Genomic DNA, 22,219 nt, shown 5'->3' on the forward strand with positions numbered 1-22,219 from the left:
TATTAGTACTTTTCCCACAATTTCTTTATTGATAAGGGGTATATAAAAATCTTTCGGTAGTACCGAAGACCTACCGAAAGAAATCCCGCATGATTCCCAAAATTTGTCAAATAAAATAATTTTTGAAATCATGACAGTATCCATTATCACAAAAGAAGACCTCCAGCAATTTAAGATTGAGCTGCTGGATGATATTAAAGCCCTGCTTCAGGTAAGAACGACAGAACAAAAATTATGGCTTCGTACTTCGGAGGTCAAAAAACTTCTGAATATTTCTTCCGGGACCTTACAGAATCTTAGAATCAACGGAACCCTTTCTTATACGAAGATAGGGGGGATCTTGTATTATAATTACAAAGACATTGAGAAGTTGCTTACAGATTCTAAATAATCACAGAAAACAGGAAATCATGAATCAGACCAAAGATATCATCAATTTTTTTGCGCATGTGATTAAAGATAACCGGTTACATCCATCCCATATCAGTATTTATGTTGCGCTTTTTCAGTGCTGGAGCATGAACCGGTTTCAAAGCCCCTTTCGTATTTATCGTGGTGAGGTCATGAGATTGGGTAAGGTAAAATCCCTTGGAACCTATCATAAGTGTATTAAAGAACTACATCTGGCAGGATTCATTATGTATTCCCCCAGTTACGACCCTTATATTGGAAGCCTGGTTGATATTGTTGACTTTGAGGAATCTGGAATTTCTGTACATAAAGTATTCCCGGAGCAAGAATTATTACTACCAAAAGAAAACAACTTTTCTGCACCTGAATTTCATGAAGTAGAATTATATTTTAATGAACGTGATCTACCTTCTGCTCAGGCATATGGGTTTTATTCCTTTTATGATTCTCAGGGTTGGAAATTAAGTGACGGGAAATTAATGAACTGCTGGCAGGCTGCTGCAAGGAATTGGATTTCTAAGGAAAAAAAAGGTAGCTAAAATTAATAAGAGAAAGAAAATGAAAAAGATAGATCCGCAAACACCCCTTTGGAAACTGACGGTTGAGGAATTTTTGGAAATTATCAAAAACTTTGGTTCGGAAAACAGGCATGAATACGGACTGAAAGGATTAGCCAAAGTTCTGGGCTGTTCTGTTTCAAAAGCTTCGGAAATCAAATCCTCCGGAATGTTGGATGAAGCCATTATACAAAAGGGCAAAATTATCATCATTGATAAGCAAAAAGTATTAGAGCTTTTTGCCCGGAAGTAGCGATGTATTATCAGGAACTTATACAAAAGTTTTGGGAATCTGGCCCAAAAGCGCAACTGGGTACCACTGCTGTTGCAATATACCTGTATTTGCTGAAATTAGCGAACGATAATAACAGATATGATGTTACTGTTTCCGACGTAGCGATTGGTAATACACTAGGACTAACAAGAAAAACGGTAAAATCTGCAAAAGAAGCGCTGCTCAACTCAGGGCTGGTCCGGTACGAAAGTAAAAATGGGTACTCCTGTTCTTACAGAATAGTGCCAGATTATTCTTTATCAATCCAAAAGGATGAAAAAGACCAAAAGGCAAAAAGAAAAAATAACCTTCGGATTCCGGTAATAGAAAAAAATGAAAATTTGCCATTGGATGGTTTACCCGTCATCAATACTCCCGAAACTACAGAACAGAAAGAGAAGGCATCCTTTGATAATAGGCATCCTTTTAAAATAATAGCCAACATCCCTTCTTTGGAAGAATTTATAGACTATGCTAAAACGCTGAGCGGCTATGAAGAATCTATGCATTCCGCTATTAAGGAGAGGTACGCTTTATGGGCAAATAGTAACTGGTGCAATAATTTAGGAAAACCGATAACCAACTGGAAATCCTCACTGAAAAATCTTTTGCCCTATATAAAAAACAGGAATGATAACGGACAATTGTCTTTAGATTCAATCCCTGTTATTAAACCTCCAAAATGATCCTTTAATGAACATAAGTATTGATGTTTATCTATTTAAAATTTTAAAACGATAAAAAATGAAACTATCAGATATAAAGCCAGGACAAAAAGTAAGCCTCAATGGCATTATCGCCGAGTATCAAGGAATTCAAAAAGTTAGAATACCCAATTTCGGGAAAGTGGAGAAAAGAGTTTTCAGAGCTGATGAAACAGGAGATTACCTGTATTATAATCTTATCGATGGTTCAAAAACATTAAAAAGTGAGAAAATTAAATTGCTGTAGGTCTTGCAAAGAATAGAGTTCTGTTAGAATAACAAAGTTAAAAGCACTTAAAATATAAAGTATGGCTATTCCGGAAAAAGATGTAAGGCTTGTCAGGAGGATATTTGAAGATAAAGATGAGAGAATTCCCGAAAGAATACGCTTGGGCAATCATTTTGTGGACGATTTTATTTTTGAAGATCAGGAGGCGGCTGATATTCCCATCAATGCGCTTCGTGTTATTTTTAATATTATCTCGATTATCAGTAGTGAGCAGTTCCGCCCTGAAGACCGTCCAAAGCAGCTCTCTTTATTTGATGAAGAATTTGAAACTGAAAATAATATTTTTGCCTCTATTAAAATCCGGAACAGCAAAATCTCTCCGAGTGGCTCAACCAAACAGGTTGTAGAAGCCTATGAGTTTCTTGCCCGGTTCAAAATGGGCTGGTATAAATCCGTAAACTCAAAAGGAAAAGAGATTAGAACATTCGGTGGGCTTATTTCCACACCAAGTTATGACCAAAGGGGATATACTTCCTTTCTTATCAGCAGCTACTGGCTGAAAAAGCTGATGATTATACCTGAATATAACTACATCCTTTACAATCTGGTGTATAATATCAGAAACAACAAGCACATTATTTTTGCCATCTGGCTTTCAAAACTTCCTGAAGATGGAACCATGATAAAACTTTCGTCACTGAACAAAAAGTTTGGGCTGAACTATAAAACCGCGAATGATTTTTGTTTCAAGTTCCTCAAAACTGCAAAAATAAATTTCAACAAGTACAATACCCTTTCATTCAATTATCATTACAAAGGCGATTCTATTTTCATTCATCCTTTTTACAATAAAATGGTAAGCGGTACCAATATGTCGGAGCACACAGCGGAGAAATCAAGAATTGCAAAGAGACTCTATTATTTTCAGAAAAGGTATGGTCTGGGACAACGCGAAATACTCCAGTTTTCCTACCAATACAAAACTATTCCGCAAACTCGTCAACTTATAGAAAAGGCTTTTGGCGAATTTATAAGGATGAACAGGCTGGAAGGAATAAAATCCACGAATTATCAGGGAACGGCTTTTTTAAACAAAATGCAGGCGCTTATTATACAATTCTACAGGGAAACAAAAATGGGGGAAATACTGCCCAATGGTTATCCTGTGATTCTCTGATTTCGGAATTGCGCTCATTCGTATTTCGGATTTGTACTCATTCGGAATTCGGAATTGCACTCGCTGAAGTTAAGAAAATGTTAAAATTTAGATTTTTATGATGCTGATTTCGGAATTGCACTCATTGAGGGATGGCAAAGCCGATGAAAATGGTAGATACAGTAAAAATAAGTGGTGAGAACAAAGTTTAATTCGGAATTGCACTCATGCGGTAAAGGGCATCTTTTCGGAATTGCACTCATCTGTATTTCGGAATTGCACTCATTCTAAATTCGGAATTGCGCTCATTTGAAAATCATTGCAAACGCTTTGCGACAGGCAGATACCACGAACTATTAAAAGTTTATTTAAAAGATAATAAAAGTCTTTTTTTTATTAAAAGGAAAATCCAGGGTAAAAAATTGCTTTAAAAAGAAAAAAAATGAATTGCGAAAAAATCAAGCAAAAAGTCGGAATCCGGACGGTTTTAGAATCCTTCAATCTTTTTCCTGTGAAAGAAAACGGGAAAACAGCCTTTTATTTTGCGCTGGACAGGGACGAAAAGATTCCCAGTCTTTCTGTCGATTTTATTAAAAATAAAGCATTTGATTTTGGAACAGGAAAGAGTTATGATATCATTTCTATTGTTCAGCAGGTGAACAAATGTTCTGTTTCGGAAGCTTTGAAATACCTTAGAAAATTTGATTTTTCAATACAGGATCAACAACAAAAGGAAGAGATTACAACAGGGCCTCATTACAGGATATTGGAAGTAAAAAGAATTGGGCATCCTGTGTTAATTCAATACCTGAAATTAAGGAAAGTTTATCAGCAGATAGATATGGTTAGAGAACTGCATTACGAATTAAACGGGAAAAATTATTTCGGAATTGCTTTTGAAAATAATTCAGGTGGTTTTGAAATCCGCAATTCGTATTCTAAAATCTGTCTGGGAAAAAAGGATATGACTTTGATCCATGGAGAACAAAACAATAAAGAAATTACGGTATTTGAGGGTTTTTTAGATTATTTAACTTTCAAAAATATAGAAAAAACTAAAAATTCTGATTATTTGATTCTCAATTCTACGGTAATGCTTTTCAAAGCAATAAAAACACTTAGTGAATACGATAAAATTTACCTTTTTCTTGATAATGATTCTAATGGAAATATCACTAAAAACAAAATATTAATGAATTATAAACATGTAGAGGATTGTTCTCTAATTTATCGAGATTTTAAGGATCTTAATGAATGGTTTTGCCAAAGGAAGTTATAAGAACTAAATTGTAATGATACTATAGAAATAAAGCTCCCAAAATTGGGAGCTTTAGACTATTTTTTTGCTTCTTCAACGGAAATTTTTCTAAAATCCTTTAGAATCTTGCTTAATTCCAAAGCTGCTTTTCTAGCTCTTGTTCCGGCTGCTTTGTTCCCTTTTTCAAACTGAAGATTTGAATCAGTTTTAAAAGCTTCGAATTCTGTGTTAATTTTTTCTAATAGTTCTTTCATTAAAGATCGTTTTATGTTTTAAAGCTGCAAATATAAAATAATAGATTTTATATGCAAAAACTCTTTTAAAGTCGTTTTTCTTGCTCTTTTAATAAAATGAATTAAAAAAAAAACATAATTATTCCTTAAAACACTAGATAAAGACCTCATCGAATTGATTTTCAATGGTCTTTCGCTAATGTCAAAACTTTGTTGAACCTTCTGCTAACAAGCGGTCTAGCTTTTACGATTGCAAATGTAGTTCAGGTTCATTCACTTAAAAAAATCTTTTTGGGTTTCTACAAAAATTCTTTCCATTTCGCTCCAACAATTTTTCCAGACACTCCTAAATCCTTCGGACAAAAAGATTTCGGAGCCTCTATTTCAATGCTTTCCATTTCGGTTTTAAGTGCTTGAACCTGTACTATGGTCATTGGCAAGGAAAAAGCCGGAACCTCAGTTATACGAATCAAATTCAACAAAGTGCTCTTTAACATCAGCAGAAAAAACAACAAAAACAACAACAAAATAGTGCTTTTCAAGCCTTGAAGAGGAAAAAGAAAGAAGCCGAGTGTCCTCGATACCGAATCAAATCACTCGAAATTTTACAATTAGCAAAAACAATTTTTAACAATTAAAACAAAATATTATGAACACAATTGTCGGTAGAATTACCAAAAACGCAGAGATCAACACATTAAAAAACGACAGACAGGTCGTGAACTTTTCAGTAGCCATCAATGACAGCTACAAGACCAAGCAGGGAGAACGCAAAGAGCTGACAACCTATTACAATTGTTCGTACTGGATAAGCCCGAATGTTGCCAAAATCCTTACCAAAGGAACTTTAGTAGAATTATCAGGCAGAATAAGCTCAAATGCATGGATAGGGAAGGATGGGGAAATCCATTCAGGACTGAACTTCCATACTTCAGATATTAAGCTTCATGGTAGCGGTAAAAATTCTGAAAGCGAACCAAAACAAAACGCAATGCAAGAATCAAGTAACCCTTTTGCAGGGGACATAGATGATGATTTACCATTTTAATAATTACCCCAAGATTATCTTAAAAACTTATGGAATCACAATATAATTTTCAGATGAAGTCTCGAAATGACCGAACAGAATGGGAGCAGGTAGCAATATACCTCAAAATCCAGTGTGACAGGGCAACTGCGATACACTATGCAAGAAGCTTGTCACTAAAATTTAACAAGGAAATCCGATTGACACAAGGCGCAAACCCTCTCAAAACAAGTGGAACATATATTTATGAAAATCCCTGAAAATGAAAACAAAATCAAGAACCGAAGCCAAAAAACTGGCAAAAGCGTATAGCTATAATAAAGAGTACGCAGATGTGCCTGTATATATAATTTACTGTAACCGATCAGAAAAGTATTATGTAGATACAAACAGCCTGATACGTCTTTGGGAAACACTTATCGGCTACTACATAAATGGGGTTTTTACCTCTGTAAAGAATAATTCATAACATAAAAAAACAAAAAAATGAAACGATCTGATATATCAACGGAATATTTACTTGTAAAAGCAAAAACCAACAGTGAATGGGATGCTTGCGACTTTGCTATTATCAATATTACAGGGGAGTGGAAACAAACCCTAAAGAAACGCCTTGAAGTTATAAAAATCATTGAAACCGATGAAGATATAAAGTCTCTAAACTATTTCGACACCCATGTGGAGTTCTTTAGATTTTCGAAAGTATATTATCCTGTGGTTGAAGAATGGCTCTCTGAGAGAAACAGAGTTTTCATTGAATTAGAGAAAGAGGATTTAAAAGAAATGAAACAACCTAAAAATAGTCTGTGTCATTACCAGATGCAGATATCTAAGGATGGAAATGCCATTTATAAAGCCTATGGAAAGCATACGGAAGAAGAATTTAGGACAGTGGAGTTTTCATTATGGGAACTAATAGACTTCAATACTCATTTTGTAATTAATCCATAACCCAACAAATTATGCAAACCAATTTTTTCAATCTGATAGCCAAAATGGATATTAACAGTAAGCTGATTCTAGCCATTACCAAAGCCAACGAAAGTCAAATAGTGGCTTCCATATTAGTACAAAATGATGGATGTGGAGATAAAGCAAAAAATATCATTCCTCCTCTTAACCTTAAAGGAACGGCAGACGAGCTTGATGCCGGATTTTTTGAACACATTAAAGCCCCATTACAAACCGCTTCGGGACTGATGGTCGATATGGAAACCTTTATGAAGCAATTAGAAGAAGCCAAAAAGCAATCCGCAATGGAAAAAGAAAAATCCGATAAGGAGAAAAAAGAAAAGGAAGCCAAAGAAAAAAAATGCAAAGATGCTTTTCAAAAAGCAGAAGAACTCGAAAAAGAAGGCAACTACAAAGGGGCATGGTCAGCACTTCCAAAGGCTTCTGAATATCCCGACTATGCAGAAAATATCCGCAAAAAGCAGGATGAATATGAAAGGCACTTTACACATAACCTTTTCAGTGAGGAAAAAACGCCTACCATAACCTTTAATCCACAGCCATGATTATAGAAACCTACATAGCAACCTTACAACATGATAAAGGTAGAATAAGACTTCAAATAAATTCTATGAGCGGAAAACAGGGAGCCATACAACAGATAATGGCAATAGAAAATTGCCCACTGTCAGCAATCATCGGACTGCAGATGAAGCGCAGAAAAATAGTAAAATAAAATACGTCAAATCAGAAAATCAACAGTTATGTTACTTGCAACCCAATTAGAAAGAGTTTTTATCCTGATAGATAACGGACAGGAAATCCGATTGACAGACCCAGAACCGAAATGGAGTGTAGAAGCCGTGATGAATTTTTACGCCAATACCTATCCGATTTTAACCACTGCAAAAGTTTCTGCACCACAAATCAGGAATGACACGGTAGAATACCGTTTTGAAAGTGTAATGGGAACGAAAGGCTGATAAAATTATGTGGTTGGGTTTTCTGCAAATCAGTTGAAAACCCAACCACTATTTACCCAATATCAATCACTAAATTATGATGAATGCAACGAAAAATCATATCAGGAAGAATAGAGCTTCCCGAACAGCAAAAACAAAAGCAACTGCACAAACAGTTGGGAGAGTTCGCCCATTGGATGCAAAGACCAAAGGATGCAGGCGAAATACGGAAAGACAAAATGAAAGCAGTACCGATAGCCATGCTACCCATGCTTTTTTAAACTGTTCGTTCCTGCCCAAACTAAAAGACACACCATCCGTACAGGCTTGGGAGGAAACAGACCAAATGGAAAGGGATTTTTATCAGTCCCTTTCCCAATTGGCTGAACATTACGGAATCACACCTGCACATTCAAAACACTTAGGTTTTCCTTACAATATTGCTTTTGCTTTAGAGGATCTCAAAAAGCAGTTAAAAATTAAAGTTAAGAATTGGGAGAAAATCCGCTTGGTACAGGATAACAAGAAAACGTACTTGTTAAGTGAAGAAGGATATAATACAGGAGCAACATTATATTACATTCCAATCGTTCCACTGTACCGATTATCTAAAAATCCAAATTATAAACAGGCTACACAGCTTTTGCAATCCGTCTGCTCATACCTTTATCACATTGCAGATGTCCCTTATTACAGACAGCAGGACAGCTACCTGTGCTGGATGTACGAAATGATTTCGGACTGGCTCATTAATGATGAAACCGAAGATACCCCTGAATATTTACGTGAAATAAGGCAAAGCGAGTGGATTGGTGACTATATGGAACAAAAAATATACAATCCACAGAATTTAACCTTATTTAAAGAGAGGATCAACCGTTTTGAAAATAGAGATTCATTTGAAACCGATTGTCTCCTTTTAGCCTGTGATACCCTTGCTCTTTACGAAATGTTTCCCAATGCCACTATTTACAGAAATATTCAGAGGAAAGAAAGAAATACAAATAATGACGACTACGACGAGAATTATCATGAAAGAACCATCACAATGGAAAAATATGTTTCATTCTGTGCAGATGATAAAGGAATATTATTTCAGACTTTATTTGATTCTGTTAATGCTGAATTTCAGGAATGTACGGAAATAGAAGAACCGTCCACCCAAAAAAGATTTGACGGAACAAATGTCAGCAATGATAACCTTGATTTTGAAAACTGCATTTTTCCCCTGATTGAACGATTAATTGATATTCTGAACAGCATTTAAACTATAATACCATTTAAATATAACATCATGAAAGATATAACCCATCATTTTGGAACATTATACCATCCCGTTTCAGCACTCATCATTTATCAGGCTAACGAAGATGATAATGGGGACACCTATGTGGAGCATTTCGATATGGATAAAAACGGAAATCCCATTAATGCTCACCCTCTGAGTGAAAGGGAAGCTAAAATATTGGCAAAATCCCTTAATACGGAAAAAGAAAAAAGCAAAGCATTTTTAAAACCTGAAAGTATTCTGCCCACCCATGTTTTATATATCAATCCTACCGAAAAGGGTTCAGTGATATGGTATACCAAAGCCAAAAAAGTAAAACTATTCTTTACCGAATCCCTTGAAATTCCTAATGGTGTAGCACATACTCCACCTATGCTGTGGATGGCTTCAAAGCAACATCTTACCGTATTTGCTCTCACTTCAGACAAAAGACCCACAGAAAAAACAGTTTTATTTCATGCTCCTTTTTTTAATGTGTATGAAAACGGAAGTGTCTGTATGGGAACAGTTGGTGTAGATATTAAAAATTCGGCGTCGGTTGAAGAATTTATACAAGCTTGGGAAAGTTATTTTTTTAACAGCAGGTTCAGCCATTTAAACCATAATCCTACCAATAGCAACTGTGTAAATATGTGGAAAGAGCTGATAAATACAGATAAAAGCTTTCCAAAAGAAATATTAAAAATAACTAATAAAACCCTTAAAAATTTACTGCCATGAATAACAACAAAATAAAAGTGCATTTTACAGATAATTACCTGATTAATTCTACAAACCCTGTCACCATCAACCTAATCGGTGCAGGAGGAACAGGTTCAAAAGTATTAACTGCATTAATGGAAATGAATTACAGTTTGATTCAATTAGGACATGCAGGATTATCCGTGCGACTTTGGGATGATGATATTATTACCGAAGCTAATTTAGGGAGACAGCGTTTTGCCGAATCAGAAACAGGATTATATAAGTCTGTTGCGTTAATCAACCGTGCTAATCGGTGGATGGGGACAAACTGGAAAGCAGAAACACAAAAATTTAAAATGAATGAATCGGAAAAATTTTCCGAAAATATTTCTGCAAATATTTATATATCCTGTGTTGACAGTGTGAGTGCAAGATTTGAAATTGCTGATATACTGAAAAGGTTAAATAATGGTCGTTATTATGCTGACCGTCCCCTATATTGGTTGGATTATGGGAATAATCAAAATACTGCACAGGCAATATTAGCTACTGTAGGAACTATCAAACAGCCCAATTCCGAGAAATATGAAACGATAGATCATTTACCTTTTGTCACTGATGAATTTGGGGATTTGTTAAAACAATCCGAAGAGTCCGATGATACACCAAGTTGTTCACTGGCAGAAGCACTGGAAAAGCAGGATTTGTTTATCAACTCAACATTGGCACAAATGGGAAGCTCCTTGCTGTGGAGCTTGTTCAGAAACGGATTAACCGAGAATAGAGGATTTTTCCTTAACCTTAAAAACTTTCATTCCCAACCCATAAAAATTGCATGATTTCTGCCGCCATAGAAAATTCGGGCGGCAAAAATGCAATTCCTCCCTGCGGTCGGAAACGCATTTTTGCTGAAAGTGGGGCAACCCCATTGAAAAACATTCCGAAGCTTTTGCATTGTGTTTTTAAAAAAGGTTGCGGTCTTTTTTATTTAATACCTTGAATTTTATTATTCAAAGTATTATTAATTCCATAAGACTTTTAAATCCCTAAATTCTAAATTCGATTTCGTTTTTTCAAAAGAATTTCTTTCGGGTTGTGAAGTGGTTTTAAACCTGAAAATTTTAATAAATAAAGGTTCGCCTTGTATGTCTTTAAATGAGAAAGTAAGTTTAACAGGTACATTCAATGCTAACTCCGGATATGGCTTGCTGGATTTGAAAAAGTCAATTTTATATTCATTTCCTTCAATATCTACTGTGAAAATATCCTCAATCGTCATTTTTTTGTTCTCATCTTTTGCTTCAACAAGAAAGGTAATGGCAATGCTTTTTTCGGCTTTATTTCCAACAATTTTTGTTATTTTGAATGAAGAATTTTCTTTTTCCGTTTCAAGAATTGGCTTGTTAATATCAAGTACTTTTTTAAGGTATTCATTTTCTGAAGCCAAAGTTTTATTCATCGATTGTAAGGTTTCATTATCCTTTTTGAGAGCTTCGCAATTGGCTTGGCTGTATGCTAATGAATAGATTGATATTACGGATAGAATTAGTGTTTTTCTCATTTTATTTTGTTGAAATTTCTCTTTTAGATATTGGTAAGCAGCTCAAATATAAAAAATGATAATGAATTTTATACTCTTTGATTTTTTTTATTCAAAATAGTTCTATATAGCAGTCTTTTTTTTAAATTTTCTGAAGGACAGAATGTTTTTTGTTTGTAAAAAATATAAAATCTGATACTTCTGAAAAAAAATCTTTCTAAAATTTATATATTCAATCAGGCGACAAAAATACAATTCCTCTGTTAGTCGGAAACGCATTTTTGCGAAAATCGGAGCAACCCCATTTAAAAACAGTTCAAAAGCTGTTGTCTTATGTTTTTAAAAGAGGTTGCGGATTTTATATTTGTTTTATTTTTTCTTTAATTCTTTGAAGCACTTAAGACAGGCAGGTCTATTAAAACTTGTGTTATTTTCTGCCCCGCACGAAATACAGAATTTTTCCTTATAAAAAGGATCCTCATATACTGACCAAGTCTTATAACAGTCCCAGCATAAAGGTTTTTCCAAGTCTACTTTTATAGTGGTTCTGCATCTGATGCAATACCCTTTATTGCTGATAATTTGACTTTGTTTATTGACATTTTCAACATGATATTCCTCTCTCGGTCTCCTTTGGTCTTTTAGAGCAATATTTACATACTTTTCATTTGTAAAATCTGACAATCTCCTTTTAGATACCTGCCCGAATTTTATTAATTCCTCGATGTAATTTAATTCTACCTCTGAACCTACATAGTTTTTGGCAAATATTGATTTCTTTTCATATTTGGGTCTTTTAACAAAAATGGTGTAGCCTTCCTCTTCAACAATATTAAAACATGTGCTGACAGCAGATTCAAAAAATGAATTCTGGTTGAGAGATATTAGTTTTTTTTTCGGAATAAACACCAAATTCAATATTATTTATAAAAGAATAATCAATTAAATTCATAGAGGTAACTACAGACTTGTTTTCATTTCCATAATACTTTGCATGCAGCTTAGGAATATAAACAATAGTAATATTGGGGAATTGTGTAAAATAATCAAAATCTTCTTGTCTTAAACTTTTGTTTACATTATTTTCATTTTTCCCAAAACCTATGATGATATGAACATTGGAATTATTTAAATGAGTTTTGAAGACCTCATTTTTAAAATATGGGTCTAACTGAATAAATGGGGATAGAATTAAGAGATATTTTTCGGAATTATAAATAGTATCATATATTTTTTCGTTTAATTCTTTTCCTGTTAAAAAATTCATTTTAATGTTTTGTGATTTTAAGATATAAATACAGATATAAAACATTTTTTGCAAGATACAAATGTAAATATCAAGTCGTTAATAAAGTTAAAACTTTAATCTTGAATTGGCATATAAACTTTGAAAATTATAGAGAAAAATTATCTGTGTTATGAAAAATAAATATAAACCATAGTAATGTTTTTTGTGAATTTTTTCTGTTCATCGGGCACTTTTTAAGCTATTTATTGCTCTGTCATAATTTATGGCAGAGCCTTTTTGCTATCTTTGTAACTACAAAAATGTGTTTTATATGAGTGATGAAATTATCCACCATAAAGATTACCAAGATTGGACAGCGTTTATAGCAAATAAAATAAAACTTACTCAAACCCAGGCAGCTTTCAAGGTTAATGCAGAATTATTGACCCTTTATTGGGAAATCGGAAATTCCATCATTGAAAAACAAAAACAAAACAGTTGGGGAAGTAAAATTATTGATCTTCTGGCATTAGATTTGGTTAAAAATTTCCCTGAAAGTAAAGGATTCTCTGTTAGGAATCTCAAATATATGCGGGCTTTTGCAGAAGCATATCCGTAGTTTCCAATAGTGCAAGTTCCGCTTGCACAATCGGGGGGTGAATTTGTGCAAGTGCCACTTGCACAAATTACGTGGTATCATCATATCAGCTTGTTAACCAAGGTAAAAGATACAGCGGAAAGAGCTTTTTATATCATAGAAATGTCAAAAATGAGTGGAGCCGAAATGTGATGTTGTTGCAGATTCAGAGTAATTTATATGGAAGAATAGGGAAGGCAATCCATAATTTTGAACAAACTTTACCGGAATATCAGTCTGATTTAGCCAAAAGTATTTTTAAAGATCCCTATCATTTTGACTTTCTGATGCTTTCTGAAAAAGTAAAAGAACTTGAAATAGAAAAGCTTCTGACCCATAAAATTACTGACTTTTTATTGGAATTGGGAAAAGGTTTTGCTTTTGTAGGCAGACAATATCCGGTTGAAGTTGATGATACGGACTACAAAATAGATTTGCTTTTTTATCATACGGTACTACACGCTTACGTTGTGATTGAGCTCAAAGCAGGAGAATTTTTACCCGAATATATTTCAAAGCTTAATTTTTACATCAGTGCCATTGATGACAAGCTTAAAACCCCAACCGATGAACCTACTATCGGATTATTACTTTGTGCATCAAAAAGTAATGTAAAAGTAGAATATGCTATGCGGGGTATGGATAAACCATTAGGAGTTGCCACCTACCAATTGGAACAATTAGTAAAAGAAAATATTGAGCAGCTTGACCAAAACGGTAATGAAGAACAATAAAAAATTAAAAACTTCTCACAAAAACCTTTAAAAACAGATCTCGATAAGAAATTGTTTTTTTTAATGATTGTTTTGCTGTAATATTTTTTAATTTTTACACATCATTTTGTGAGATTAATTTTTATCAAAATCCAAAGTCCCATCCCCAGTTAATCGATCTATTCACTCCCCAGGTTCCTATTTTTACTCCTTTTTCATACTCAAAAATAAAAATCAGAAGTAAGATTATTACTGCCATTATTACGAAAATATAAAGCTTATTTTTTTTCATCTTTATTTTTGGTAATCTAATAGTAAACTTACACACAATTCTTTCGATTCCGTATTTTCTCTATGCCAAATAACATCAGTGACAACCAAATAATCTTCCGGTTCTTTAAGTTCTTCATGGGGGAAGAAATCTGCCGTAAATAATTTTTCTCCGATTCTTGGAAGAAATGGGTAATTCCAATTTACAGATTTTCTAAAATAATCAATACATAGAAGTACAATCATAGATTTAATTTTTATTGGGTTTGGGATTTTCCAAAAGGTTTTGAATTTAGGTTGGTTTCGAACTACAAAGTTTCAAGTTTTTACACAAGCCCATCGACGTAAACCTAGTACCAGGCATTCGCTATTTTATTCTCGAGGCTATTTCATCGAATTTTTCAAGCAACAGTAGTTTATAAAGTTCTTTAACTTCTTTCCAATCTATAGCATGGTACTTAGTTTCTTGTCCTCCGAAAATTACAGAAAGTGACAGGTCTTTACTTACTTCAATTACATTTTCATCATCTGTTATAACTGAGACCCAAAATGCCCCATGCTCGTCATCCATTAGCTGAATGTCTGATATAGCTTTTACTATATCTGCTTCATCAATATTGTCTTTTTGAAATCCGCTTGCGTATTGTATATAGTTTTCTGCCATTGCATTAATATTTTGATTCCAAAATCAGTTTATGTAGTGTATTTGTCGATTTACAAATCCATATAGAGTAAATAGCTTCACCTTGAAGATGTAATAAGACTAAATTAAGTTTAATGTGCTTTACAATAATTGCTGGATTAAATCTATCACTATTTAATATCTATCTTTAGTCGCTGTCTTCTTATTTTTCAGATCGGTAATTTTCCATAAATCATAATTCAGTTTATACATGATCTTAAATGTTTCACAAAATTTTTTAACACTTTGACTAAAGTCTTCATTAAAAGGGGCAATAATTTTAAATTCTCCTACACTACCTGGTTGATAGCTTGAATGTGTTTCAGTAAAATCAAATATATATTTACGCATAATTCTATAAATCATACTCTTGTTTGTTTTGAAAAGTTCTGGAAATTCATTTCTTCTCTCATCTCTGATAAATTCATATTCTTCATATTCAAAATCCTTAAAATCAGAGAGTGCTAATAACAACTTCCAGTATTTGTCATCCATGTAACGCAAGTTTTCACTATAATGTAAATTCATTGATAGATATAATCCCTTATCGTTAATCCCTAATTTATAACCACAATTTGTATTGATTGACGTAATGATTAATTCGGGACCATAAAGAAACTCATAGAATTTATCATAATCCCATTCGTCTTTAAAATTCCCATAAGATAAACATTCTTCAAAAATTTGGGCAAGAGCATTAACACAATCCAATGTTTTTGAATAATGCGCCTCTGTATTCGCAATCCTTTGTTCAGCGTGATATGATTCCAAATAGTTGTTGATTGGTTCGATCAATGAATCAAAATTCTTCTTTTGCTTCTTCATTTGCTATAATCTCTATGGTTTTGTCTTTTTTGAGACTCATTCTCCATATAATTCTTTTATACATAAAACTGATAGTAAAACATTTGCCTTTCGAAGTCTTTTAAAACAATATTCTAAAATATCATCAAAAAATGTGAAGAACATAAACAGTTATAAATAGAAGTGTCCTTCATTCCCGGCAATCATAAGAATTTCCTGCGTATGAACCGTCAGTAGTTGTATAAAGCGATTTTCAGCAGTCTCAACCAGATTACCGTTTTCAAGATAGCCAAATTTATGCTCATCTTCCCTGCCAAATACGTACACGTACTGTTTTGCTGTATCAAAATAGTCATTTGAAATGCGTGGCTCAGTGCTAACAGCTATGTTAAAGATAAAGCCCTTTGCCTCTTGGGTATCCACATTAGAGATCTGAATATCATCAGGTGCAGAGACAATCATTACCTTGATCTTATATTCAATGCCCTCTACGATATCTGTGTATTCAAATGATTTGTTGGTAAACTCAGCCATACTATTTTTATTTAAATCTAAAATACAACTAATTTCCAAAATATCTCTCTTGCAGGGATTATTACTTACTTAGGGTAAAATATACTTATTGATGAAGTGAACCTGCGTAAAAATTACCCATTGTTTTTTCTAACCTGAGTAAATTTTACCCACCTTATTGCAAGACCTGCATAAAAAAGTATCAGGTACATTCTGATCTTAAATAATTACGATTATAGCTGAACCTGCGTAAAAATTACCCATGCTTTCTTTTAACCTGCGTAAATTTTACCCACCTTATTGCAAGACCTGCATAAAAAAGCATCAGGTACATGCTGATCTTAAATGAGTACATATTAAAGCTGAACCTGCGTAAAAATTACCCATGTTTTTTCCTAACCTGCGTAAATTTTATCCACCTAATTGCAGGACTTGGGCAAAATAGTCTTAGGTACATGCTGAACCTCAAATGATTACAGGTTAAAGCTAAACCTGCGTAAAAATTACCCATGTTTTATTCTAACCTGAGTAAATTTTACCCATCTTATTGCAAGACACTGTATAAAAATGTATCAGGTTAGCTTCTTACCCTGAGTGAAATAGATACAGGTTAGTGTATTCTCCGCACTTCGATTTTTGCCATATTTTTTCTTTCAACAGCAAAAACCATATAAATAAAATCAATGTTTTGATTACTAATGATTTATGGTTTATTGTGGACGCTTTTCAGAACTCTGAAAAAAGTGGGCGACTTTACATAGCAAGATGTGTCTTTGTATATACAAACTTTTCAAGTTGTATCTCCAAAGACGATCTTGCCTTTTTTTGCAAAAAGGAGAAAAAACAGCGGAACTTGTTTTTTTGTTTTGGGGAAAATCAGGAGCAATATTCCAAAATAGCCCAGTATATTCTTTTTTAATCCTCACATATTCCAGATAAGCCCAGCACGTTCTTATTTAGCCCACGCCCTATGAATACTATTGTTTTCACGATTTTTATGCCCCAATTTTGCAGAAGAAATTTTAATCAGAAAGCAAAATGAAAACACAGATTTATTTTTCTGTTATTTATCAGAGAGGAAATATTAACCCTTACTTGCCAAGAAGCGCAGAGCTGTTTAAATCGGATAAAGCTTCACTAAAGTTATTTTACCATAGGATAAATTGAAAATGGAAAGAGGAAAAGAAGACTTGATTATTATAAGAATTCAAAAATCCAGAAAAGACAACTGGAAGAAAATCTGCTCAGAAAAGCAAATCTCCCTGACGAGTCTAATTATCCATTCGGTAGAAAACAGGATTTTGGATGATGAGAGGCGGAAAGTTTTGAATTTCATTGAAGAGCAGGACAACATTTTTGTAAAGATAGAAACGAACATCAATCAGGTAGCCCGGTATGTCAATACAATGAAAGCCATAACCTCTTCGGAAGTAGGCTATTTCAACAGGCAGTTAAGTCAAATTATTGAGTTAAAAAAAGAACAGAATAGCATTTTTAAAAAGATCTATTCCATGATTGGAAAATAAAACAAACAGCAAATTTAATGATATGCAGAAATTAATATGCAGTCTCGCAGGATTATTTTTCCTTCTTGCAGCTGGAAATATTCAGGGTCAGGTCGGTGTTAATACCACCAGCCCCGCAGCAACCCTTGATGTTATCGGCAATACGGATAAAAGCAAAGCGTTGGATGGCATTATTGCTCCAAGAGTGAAAGGAAGTGAGTTGGCTTCCTATACGTACACAGCTTTGCAAAAAGGGGCATTGGTCTATGTGACCGAAGCAGCACCGGTACTTTCTGGTCAGGTTGCCCATATCAAAAGTCCTAATACCTATTACTATTTCGACGGTTCGGCATGGGAGCCGCTTTATGGGAGCTTATATGATGTAGTTGAAAGAGGAAACTTTGCCCCGAGATATATTTCGTTTACTGGAAGCTCCATCACAAAGCAAGGTACAACAGATGCTGCCTTAGGAATGAATCCGCAGACCTATTCGATGTATTTTGGAAATATGAACCAGATGCACACGGGAACGTATAATCTTTCTTACGGATACGGAGCCCTGCAGAAGCTCTCCACTGCTTCAGGGAATGTCGCCTTTGGAAGCTACAGTTTGAATGGAGTAACAACCGGAGCATACAATACCTTTGTCGGCCATATTTCAGGATATGATCTTTCCAATGCCGGAAAAATTATTACGGGAAATGTGAACGTAGGACTTGGAAATGCAACCCTGGCAAAACTGACTTCCGGATATAAGAATATAGCAATAGGCCAGTCGGCCCTGAACAGTTTGAATACCGGAAGCTATAATACCATTATAGGTCAGTCTTCGGGGCAGTTTATTACGACGGAAAGCAAAAATGTAATGCTCGGGGCGCAGGCCGGAGGCTATGTCCGGGGAGAAAACAATGTATTTATCGGAACAGGAGCCGGGCACAGCAATACGGTAAATAGTGTAGAAACAGTAAACAACAGGCTGGTCATACACAGCAATGCAAGCCTGGTTCCGTCCGAAGCTATCGGAACAGAGAACGCCGTTGACCTGAGCGCTTCCTGGACCAATGGCTTGATCATCGGGGACTTTGCCGAACGATGGCTAAAATTCAATGGGACACTGAATCTTAATCCCACCTATCATATGGTACCGCAATCAGATACTTCTTATATCCTGAAAGTCGTTGCAAAACCGGACGGAAAACTGGGATTAATTAACGACAATGTGGCTGCCTTCATATCCATTCTCGAGACAGCAACCCCGGCACAAAAAATACAGATCAAGCAAATTTTAGGCATATAAAATAAGTGGAAGAAACCTTAAAGTATAATCCGTAAGTAGGCGGCTAATATAACCATAAAATTGATCGTAAAAATTATGGAACCTGCGGGTTCCGGCTTTCCCGGAGTACAGTATAATGATAAAAAGGTAGAGAAGGGGAGTGGAGAACTGATGCTGATGAAAAATTTTCCTTCCATCGTTAATGAAAACAGCAGTCAGCAGGAGGTCCGGGAATATTTAAGATCCATCTCAAATATTGAAAGGGTAAAAAAGCCGCAGTTCCACGCCGCGATTTCCACGAAGTTCCGGGAACATACCAAAGAAGAGCTTACCAATATCGCAGAAAATTTTATGGATGAGCTGGGGTACGGAAAGCAGCCTTTTATTGTGGTGTTCCATAATGATACGGAAAATAACCATACACACATTGTTTCAACCCGTGTCAGTAAACAGACCGGAAAGAAAATTAATGACAGTTATGAAAAGCTTAAGGCACAGCAGGCATTAAGCCGTACCATGGAAAAGCTGTATGGACTAAGTATACAGGAGCAAATAGAAAAATTACTGGGTTACCGATACAATTCTATTAAACAACTTGAACTGCTTTTAGAAAGAGACGGATTCCGGCTTTCTCCCAATAGGAATGATGAGGGTGCTTTAGATATACTAAAAAACGGAGTCTGGGAAAAAACCATTAACGCCGCCGAGCTCAACTTCAGCAGTCAAAAAAAAGATTCCAGGGCATGGCAGTTAAGGGCGATTCTCTTAAAATACAAAGAACTGCACTCTTGCAAGGTATTCAGGATCGAAGACCACAGGGCTCAGGAAGGTGTATTACCTGAAGAAAAGCACAACGAGAACTGGAAGCCGAAAATTGAATTTGAGAGTGAGCTTCAGAAAAAATTGAGGGATGTTTTCGGGATTGATGTTGTATTCCATACTTCTGACAAAGTAAAAACTGCTGTAGAACTCAAACCTTTCGGATATACCTTGATTGACCATAAGACAGGATCAGTGTATAAAGGAAGTGAGATTATGAAAATGAATGAATTGTTTGAGTTCACTTACGATACCATAGACAAAAGGCTTTTTGAAAGCTTAAAAGATTATAACATAGCAGATGAGGCTGCTAAGCAGGTTTTACAAGATCATTTGAAACGCCAGAATCCTGACCATGTGCCAAAAGATTTTATGCTTTTTGAAACTAAAAAAAGGAAGAATAAAGAAATATTTGGCTTAGTGAGGAATGAGGTAAAGCAATATCTCAGAACACATAACGCAAAAGATGTTCACATTATAAAGCCCGAAGACGGTAAATTTTATGTGATCCACTCAAAATTACACTACGTAGGGGAACTTGAGCAGCTGATCGGCGAAAAAGATTATCAAAGATTCCTGAATCCGGGTGACAACCAACAGCAGGTTTCAGTAAACCAGAGTGAAAAGCTTTCAAAAGAGCTGAACAGAAGCATCAATGATTTGATTTTTCAATTCAGCAGATCCTCAGGAGGATCAGGAAAAGACCCCGGAGAAGAGGAGCGTAAGAAAAGAAGAAAAAAGAGAAAATAGAGGCAGTGGTTATCAGTTGATCGCCCATAAAAATCAACCAACACCTTTAAAACCGATAAGCATTAACCAACAGCTAACAATCAAACTATGATTATCACTTTTGCCACCCAGAAGGGCGGAGCGGGAAAGACCACTCTTGCCATTGCCTTTGCCAATTACCTTTGTGAGGTTTCCGAGAGGAAAATCAAGGCGTATGATTTTGACTTTCAGAAATCTTTTTTCAACAAATGGAAAGAGGACGAAAATTCAGAGCTGCCTAGGCTTTATGAAGTGGAGCTCATTGGAGACGATGAAGAAGAACAGCCTTTTGCCGATCTGGAAAAAATTATAGGCCTTAAGGAAAGCGAAGATATATACCTGTTTGATTTGGCAGGCACGCTGGACCAAAAATACAGTGACCTACTCATTTACAGTGATTTTATCATCATCCCTTTCGAATACTCCGATGTATCGGTAAAATCGACCCTGGTATTCAAAAACCTGCTGGGCCTACTCGAAAGTGAAGCAGAGCGGATCTTCATCCGTTCCAAATATGACAAAGGCTATAAATATCTCAATCAAAGGGAGATGGATATCGAGATCTCAAAATACGGAACCCTGATTGTAAGCCCTGTATACAAAAGGAATTGTTTACAAAGCATTAATACGAGGAAGCTTACCTACGAGCAGCGATACGCTATAAAAAAGCCATTCAATGAAATCATTGAACAAATCAGTGAAGCATTACAAATCACCCTGTAAGGCTGATTCCAAAGAAAAAACAAAATAAAAAATATGATAAAGTATTCACTCATCCTGTTAGCAGCTTATTTCCTGTATTATGCCGGAAATATCCTGTACGACCTTTTTTTAAAAAAAGAAAAGATCACTCACGTCGATCTGACTGAAGAATTTTCAATAGGCGGTTTTGCACAAACTGATGCTGAACCTCCAAGCCGGATTGGTATTGAAGATGTTGAAAACCTCAGTACCCCCAAATCCTTTTTAAAAAAGGATCTTGAATTCCAAAAACCATCTTCTACCGACCAGCAGCCGGATCTGGAAGAGATGAGAAAGCGATTTGAAGCGGAGCAGGATATTGACGATATGCCCGCACCAGTGAACGATACCAAAACAGCACCAGCAGAAAAGAGCCCATCCGATAACACAAGTCATCTTCAGGATATGCCCAACAAAGCAGAAGAGCATTCCAAATGGGAAAAGACTAAGCCTAAAAAATCCCATTGGAAAGAACTCCTGAATTTATCGGAGACCACCGTGCAGATGGTGGCTAACTACGATGGCCAAAAGGTCTACCACTCCGTCATCTAAGCAGTAAGAAACCCTTCAAATTGACCAAATATCATCCTATCAACTGATACGGATAGCATACCCCTTATGCCAATTTCTAAGCACAAAATTTAATTCTAAACCAATAATTAATCATTATGAACAACAATGTAAAACGCCATGTGGCAGTAAAAAAGATATTGACTGCCTGTATGATTCTCCTTGCTGTCACTCCCATATTTGCCCAGGGCGGAGCAACAGCCATCTCTAATGCAGCCAATGACATTAAGGACTACTGGGATCCCATCAAGCTGATTCTGAAAGCCGTGGGCGGATTGGTCGGCTTTATCGGAGGTCTTCGAGTGTATAACAAATGGACTAATGGAGATCAGGATGTTAACAAAGAAATCCTGGGCTATGGAGGAGCCATGATCTTTCTGATTGTCGTTCCGGAATTCGTAACCTCATTCTTTGCGTAA

Annotated in this window: 31 protein-coding genes; 23 read left to right on the top strand and 8 right to left on the bottom strand. The window is 35.3% G+C overall.

Going from position 1 to position 22,219, the window contains the following annotated elements; translation table 11 throughout:
- Positions 1-130: 130 nt before the first annotated feature.
- The 7 genes from H6W53_RS18645 (at position 131) to H6W53_RS18675 (ending at position 4,610) form a co-directional block, all read left to right on the top strand.
- Positions 131-391, top strand: coding sequence for a helix-turn-helix domain-containing protein (locus H6W53_RS18645; protein WP_098972243.1), 261 nt, complete (start codon positions 131-133; stop codon positions 389-391).
- A 19-nt stretch (positions 392-410) separates the two neighbouring features.
- Complete coding sequence (locus tag H6W53_RS18650) at positions 411-950, top strand: hypothetical protein (protein ID WP_098972207.1); 540 nt, start codon at positions 411-413, stop codon at positions 948-950.
- A 19-nt stretch (positions 951-969) separates the two neighbouring features.
- Positions 970-1,221, top strand: a complete 252-nt coding sequence (locus tag H6W53_RS18655) for a DUF3853 family protein (protein WP_098972205.1) — start codon at positions 970-972, stop codon at positions 1,219-1,221.
- A 2-nt stretch (positions 1,222-1,223) separates the two neighbouring features.
- The gene (locus H6W53_RS18660) at positions 1,224-1,928 is read left to right on the top strand and encodes a hypothetical protein (protein ID WP_098972203.1); all 705 of its coding nucleotides are present in this window, start codon (positions 1,224-1,226) and stop codon (positions 1,926-1,928) included.
- A 58-nt stretch (positions 1,929-1,986) separates the two neighbouring features.
- Complete coding sequence (locus H6W53_RS18665; RefSeq protein WP_098972202.1) at positions 1,987-2,193, top strand: hypothetical protein; 207 nt, start codon at positions 1,987-1,989, stop codon at positions 2,191-2,193.
- A gap of 61 nt (positions 2,194-2,254) precedes the next feature.
- The gene (locus H6W53_RS18670) at positions 2,255-3,352 is read left to right on the top strand and encodes a hypothetical protein (RefSeq protein ID WP_098972200.1); all 1,098 of its coding nucleotides are present in this window, start codon (positions 2,255-2,257) and stop codon (positions 3,350-3,352) included.
- A gap of 421 nt (positions 3,353-3,773) precedes the next feature.
- Complete coding sequence (locus H6W53_RS18675) at positions 3,774-4,610, top strand: toprim domain-containing protein (protein ID WP_098972198.1); 837 nt, start codon at positions 3,774-3,776, stop codon at positions 4,608-4,610.
- A gap of 56 nt (positions 4,611-4,666) precedes the next feature.
- Here the strand turns inward: H6W53_RS18675 and H6W53_RS18680 are convergent, their stop codons facing one another.
- Complete coding sequence (locus H6W53_RS18680) at positions 4,667-4,843, bottom strand: histone H1 (protein WP_098972196.1); 177 nt, start codon at positions 4,841-4,843, stop codon at positions 4,667-4,669.
- A 628-nt stretch (positions 4,844-5,471) separates the two neighbouring features.
- Here H6W53_RS18680 and H6W53_RS18685 point away from each other — a divergent pair.
- From H6W53_RS18685 to H6W53_RS18720, 8 genes are all read left to right on the top strand, one after another.
- Positions 5,472-5,870, top strand: a complete 399-nt coding sequence (locus tag H6W53_RS18685) for a single-stranded DNA-binding protein (protein ID WP_098972194.1) — start codon at positions 5,472-5,474, stop codon at positions 5,868-5,870.
- A 241-nt stretch (positions 5,871-6,111) separates the two neighbouring features.
- Entirely contained in the window at positions 6,112-6,318 is a 207-nt protein-coding gene (locus H6W53_RS18690) for a DNA-binding protein (protein ID WP_098972190.1), read from the top strand.
- A gap of 17 nt (positions 6,319-6,335) precedes the next feature.
- A complete protein-coding gene (locus H6W53_RS18695; RefSeq protein WP_123840830.1) occupies positions 6,336-6,800 on the top strand; it encodes a hypothetical protein in 465 nt (154 codons plus the stop codon).
- Positions 6,801-6,811: 11 nt separating this feature from the next.
- Positions 6,812-7,366, top strand: a complete 555-nt coding sequence (locus tag H6W53_RS18700) for a PRTRC system protein E (RefSeq protein WP_098972188.1) — start codon at positions 6,812-6,814, stop codon at positions 7,364-7,366.
- Between the two features lie 198 nt (positions 7,367-7,564).
- Positions 7,565-7,783: a PRTRC system protein C gene (locus tag H6W53_RS18705; protein ID WP_098972186.1), complete on the top strand. Its 219-nt coding sequence runs from the start codon at positions 7,565-7,567 to the stop codon at positions 7,781-7,783.
- Positions 7,784-7,859: 76 nt separating this feature from the next.
- Positions 7,860-9,029, top strand: a complete 1,170-nt coding sequence (locus tag H6W53_RS18710; protein WP_098972184.1) for a hypothetical protein — start codon at positions 7,860-7,862, stop codon at positions 9,027-9,029.
- 27 nt (positions 9,030-9,056) lie between these two features.
- On the top strand, positions 9,057-9,770 hold the full coding sequence (locus tag H6W53_RS18715) for a PRTRC system protein B (RefSeq protein WP_098972182.1): 714 nt from the start codon (positions 9,057-9,059) through the stop codon (positions 9,768-9,770).
- Entirely contained in the window at positions 9,767-10,573 is an 807-nt protein-coding gene (locus H6W53_RS18720) for a PRTRC system ThiF family protein (protein ID WP_098972181.1), read from the top strand. Before H6W53_RS18715 ends, H6W53_RS18720 begins: the two co-directional genes overlap by 4 nt.
- Before the next feature lie 182 nt (positions 10,574-10,755).
- Here the strand turns inward: H6W53_RS18720 and H6W53_RS18725 are convergent, their stop codons facing one another.
- The 3 genes from H6W53_RS18725 to H6W53_RS21580 all read right to left on the bottom strand — a co-directional run bounded on the left by H6W53_RS18725 (position 10,756) and on the right by H6W53_RS21580 (position 12,541).
- Positions 10,756-11,295 (bottom strand): transposase, encoded by a 540-nt coding sequence (locus H6W53_RS18725; RefSeq protein ID WP_098972179.1) that lies wholly within the window; start codon positions 11,293-11,295, stop codon positions 10,756-10,758.
- A gap of 348 nt (positions 11,296-11,643) precedes the next feature.
- Positions 11,644-12,183, bottom strand: coding sequence for a hypothetical protein (locus tag H6W53_RS21575; protein WP_228457835.1), 540 nt, complete (start codon positions 12,181-12,183; stop codon positions 11,644-11,646).
- Positions 12,131-12,541, bottom strand: a complete 411-nt coding sequence (locus H6W53_RS21580) for a phospholipase D-like domain-containing protein (protein WP_228426245.1) — start codon at positions 12,539-12,541, stop codon at positions 12,131-12,133. Before H6W53_RS21580 ends, H6W53_RS21575 begins: the two co-directional genes overlap by 53 nt.
- Before the next feature lie 292 nt (positions 12,542-12,833).
- Between H6W53_RS21580 and H6W53_RS21585 the strand changes: the two genes are divergently transcribed.
- Together H6W53_RS21585 and H6W53_RS21590 are read left to right on the top strand one after the other, a co-directional pair.
- Positions 12,834-13,121 carry a DUF1016 N-terminal domain-containing protein gene (locus tag H6W53_RS21585; RefSeq protein ID WP_228426242.1) on the top strand — a complete coding sequence of 96 codons (288 nt, stop codon included), beginning with the start codon at positions 12,834-12,836 and terminating at the stop codon, positions 13,119-13,121.
- A 71-nt stretch (positions 13,122-13,192) separates the two neighbouring features.
- Positions 13,193-13,873, top strand: coding sequence for a YhcG family protein (locus H6W53_RS21590; RefSeq protein ID WP_302714206.1), 681 nt, complete (start codon positions 13,193-13,195; stop codon positions 13,871-13,873).
- Positions 13,874-14,146: 273 nt separating this feature from the next.
- Here H6W53_RS21590 and H6W53_RS18740 read toward each other — a convergent pair whose 3' ends face one another.
- The 4 genes from H6W53_RS18740 to H6W53_RS18755 form a co-directional block, all read right to left on the bottom strand.
- A complete protein-coding gene (locus tag H6W53_RS18740; RefSeq protein WP_098972177.1) occupies positions 14,147-14,368 on the bottom strand; it encodes a hypothetical protein in 222 nt (73 codons plus the stop codon).
- A gap of 121 nt (positions 14,369-14,489) precedes the next feature.
- Complete coding sequence (locus H6W53_RS18745) at positions 14,490-14,786, bottom strand: hypothetical protein (RefSeq protein ID WP_034870061.1); 297 nt, start codon at positions 14,784-14,786, stop codon at positions 14,490-14,492.
- Between the two features lie 153 nt (positions 14,787-14,939).
- Entirely contained in the window at positions 14,940-15,629 is a 690-nt protein-coding gene (locus tag H6W53_RS18750; protein ID WP_123840833.1) for a hypothetical protein, read from the bottom strand.
- Between the two features lie 150 nt (positions 15,630-15,779).
- A complete protein-coding gene (locus H6W53_RS18755) occupies positions 15,780-16,142 on the bottom strand; it encodes a hypothetical protein (RefSeq protein ID WP_185208943.1) in 363 nt (120 codons plus the stop codon).
- A 1,148-nt stretch (positions 16,143-17,290) separates the two neighbouring features.
- Here H6W53_RS18755 and H6W53_RS18760 point away from each other — a divergent pair.
- The 6 genes from H6W53_RS18760 (at position 17,291) to H6W53_RS18785 (ending at position 22,219) form a co-directional block, all read left to right on the top strand.
- On the top strand, positions 17,291-17,647 hold the full coding sequence (locus H6W53_RS18760; protein WP_098972171.1) for a hypothetical protein: 357 nt from the start codon (positions 17,291-17,293) through the stop codon (positions 17,645-17,647).
- A gap of 22 nt (positions 17,648-17,669) precedes the next feature.
- Positions 17,670-18,923 (top strand): hypothetical protein, encoded by a 1,254-nt coding sequence (locus H6W53_RS18765; RefSeq protein WP_123840834.1) that lies wholly within the window; start codon positions 17,670-17,672, stop codon positions 18,921-18,923.
- A 75-nt stretch (positions 18,924-18,998) separates the two neighbouring features.
- Positions 18,999-20,471, top strand: coding sequence for a relaxase/mobilization nuclease domain-containing protein (locus H6W53_RS18770; RefSeq protein ID WP_317169758.1), 1,473 nt, complete (start codon positions 18,999-19,001; stop codon positions 20,469-20,471).
- A gap of 87 nt (positions 20,472-20,558) precedes the next feature.
- Positions 20,559-21,212, top strand: a complete 654-nt coding sequence (locus H6W53_RS18775; protein ID WP_098972166.1) for a ParA family protein — start codon at positions 20,559-20,561, stop codon at positions 21,210-21,212.
- Positions 21,213-21,245: 33 nt separating this feature from the next.
- On the top strand, positions 21,246-21,782 hold the full coding sequence (locus H6W53_RS18780) for a hypothetical protein (RefSeq protein WP_098972164.1): 537 nt from the start codon (positions 21,246-21,248) through the stop codon (positions 21,780-21,782).
- Between the two features lie 116 nt (positions 21,783-21,898).
- Positions 21,899-22,219, top strand: coding sequence for a DUF4134 domain-containing protein (locus tag H6W53_RS18785; RefSeq protein ID WP_098972162.1), 321 nt, complete (start codon positions 21,899-21,901; stop codon positions 22,217-22,219).

It is taken from the genome of Chryseobacterium sp. C3 (assembly GCF_014218905.1).
Classification (GTDB): Bacteria; Bacteroidota; Bacteroidia; order Flavobacteriales; family Weeksellaceae; genus Chryseobacterium; species Chryseobacterium mucoviscidosis.

Coding starts and splice junctions, on each gene's coding strand:
- H6W53_RS18745 (WP_034870061.1), bottom strand. CDS start 14,786: ATGGCAGAAAACTATATACAATACGCAAGCGGATTTCAAAAAGACAAT.
- H6W53_RS18680 (WP_098972196.1), bottom strand. CDS start 4,843: ATGAAAGAACTATTAGAAAAAATTAACACAGAATTCGAAGCTTTTAAA.
- H6W53_RS18720 (WP_098972181.1), top strand. CDS start 9,767: ATGAATAACAACAAAATAAAAGTGCATTTTACAGATAATTACCTGATT.
- H6W53_RS18785 (WP_098972162.1), top strand. CDS start 21,899: ATGAACAACAATGTAAAACGCCATGTGGCAGTAAAAAAGATATTGACT.
- H6W53_RS18690 (WP_098972190.1), top strand. CDS start 6,112: ATGAAAACAAAATCAAGAACCGAAGCCAAAAAACTGGCAAAAGCGTAT.
- H6W53_RS18775 (WP_098972166.1), top strand. CDS start 20,559: ATGATTATCACTTTTGCCACCCAGAAGGGCGGAGCGGGAAAGACCACT.
- H6W53_RS18660 (WP_098972203.1), top strand. CDS start 1,224: ATGTATTATCAGGAACTTATACAAAAGTTTTGGGAATCTGGCCCAAAA.
- H6W53_RS18725 (WP_098972179.1), bottom strand. CDS start 11,295: ATGAGAAAAACACTAATTCTATCCGTAATATCAATCTATTCATTAGCA.
- H6W53_RS18755 (WP_185208943.1), bottom strand. CDS start 16,142: ATGGCTGAGTTTACCAACAAATCATTTGAATACACAGATATCGTAGAG.
- H6W53_RS21585 (WP_228426242.1), top strand. CDS start 12,834: ATGAGTGATGAAATTATCCACCATAAAGATTACCAAGATTGGACAGCG.
- H6W53_RS18670 (WP_098972200.1), top strand. CDS start 2,255: ATGGCTATTCCGGAAAAAGATGTAAGGCTTGTCAGGAGGATATTTGAA.
- H6W53_RS18750 (WP_123840833.1), bottom strand. CDS start 15,629: ATGAAGAAGCAAAAGAAGAATTTTGATTCATTGATCGAACCAATCAAC.
- H6W53_RS18715 (WP_098972182.1), top strand. CDS start 9,057: ATGAAAGATATAACCCATCATTTTGGAACATTATACCATCCCGTTTCA.
- H6W53_RS18650 (WP_098972207.1), top strand. CDS start 411: ATGAATCAGACCAAAGATATCATCAATTTTTTTGCGCATGTGATTAAA.
- H6W53_RS18695 (WP_123840830.1), top strand. CDS start 6,336: ATGAAACGATCTGATATATCAACGGAATATTTACTTGTAAAAGCAAAA.
- H6W53_RS18780 (WP_098972164.1), top strand. CDS start 21,246: ATGATAAAGTATTCACTCATCCTGTTAGCAGCTTATTTCCTGTATTAT.
- H6W53_RS18770 (WP_317169758.1), top strand. CDS start 18,999: ATGGAACCTGCGGGTTCCGGCTTTCCCGGAGTACAGTATAATGATAAA.
- H6W53_RS18700 (WP_098972188.1), top strand. CDS start 6,812: ATGCAAACCAATTTTTTCAATCTGATAGCCAAAATGGATATTAACAGT.
- H6W53_RS18765 (WP_123840834.1), top strand. CDS start 17,670: ATGCAGAAATTAATATGCAGTCTCGCAGGATTATTTTTCCTTCTTGCA.
- H6W53_RS18675 (WP_098972198.1), top strand. CDS start 3,774: ATGAATTGCGAAAAAATCAAGCAAAAAGTCGGAATCCGGACGGTTTTA.
- H6W53_RS18710 (WP_098972184.1), top strand. CDS start 7,860: ATGATGAATGCAACGAAAAATCATATCAGGAAGAATAGAGCTTCCCGA.
- H6W53_RS18645 (WP_098972243.1), top strand. CDS start 131: ATGACAGTATCCATTATCACAAAAGAAGACCTCCAGCAATTTAAGATT.
- H6W53_RS18655 (WP_098972205.1), top strand. CDS start 970: ATGAAAAAGATAGATCCGCAAACACCCCTTTGGAAACTGACGGTTGAG.
- H6W53_RS18705 (WP_098972186.1), top strand. CDS start 7,565: ATGTTACTTGCAACCCAATTAGAAAGAGTTTTTATCCTGATAGATAAC.
- H6W53_RS18665 (WP_098972202.1), top strand. CDS start 1,987: ATGAAACTATCAGATATAAAGCCAGGACAAAAAGTAAGCCTCAATGGC.
- H6W53_RS21580 (WP_228426245.1), bottom strand. CDS start 12,541: ATGAATTTTTTAACAGGAAAAGAATTAAACGAAAAAATATATGATACT.
- H6W53_RS18685 (WP_098972194.1), top strand. CDS start 5,472: ATGAACACAATTGTCGGTAGAATTACCAAAAACGCAGAGATCAACACA.
- H6W53_RS18740 (WP_098972177.1), bottom strand. CDS start 14,368: ATGATTGTACTTCTATGTATTGATTATTTTAGAAAATCTGTAAATTGG.
- H6W53_RS18760 (WP_098972171.1), top strand. CDS start 17,291: ATGGAAAGAGGAAAAGAAGACTTGATTATTATAAGAATTCAAAAATCC.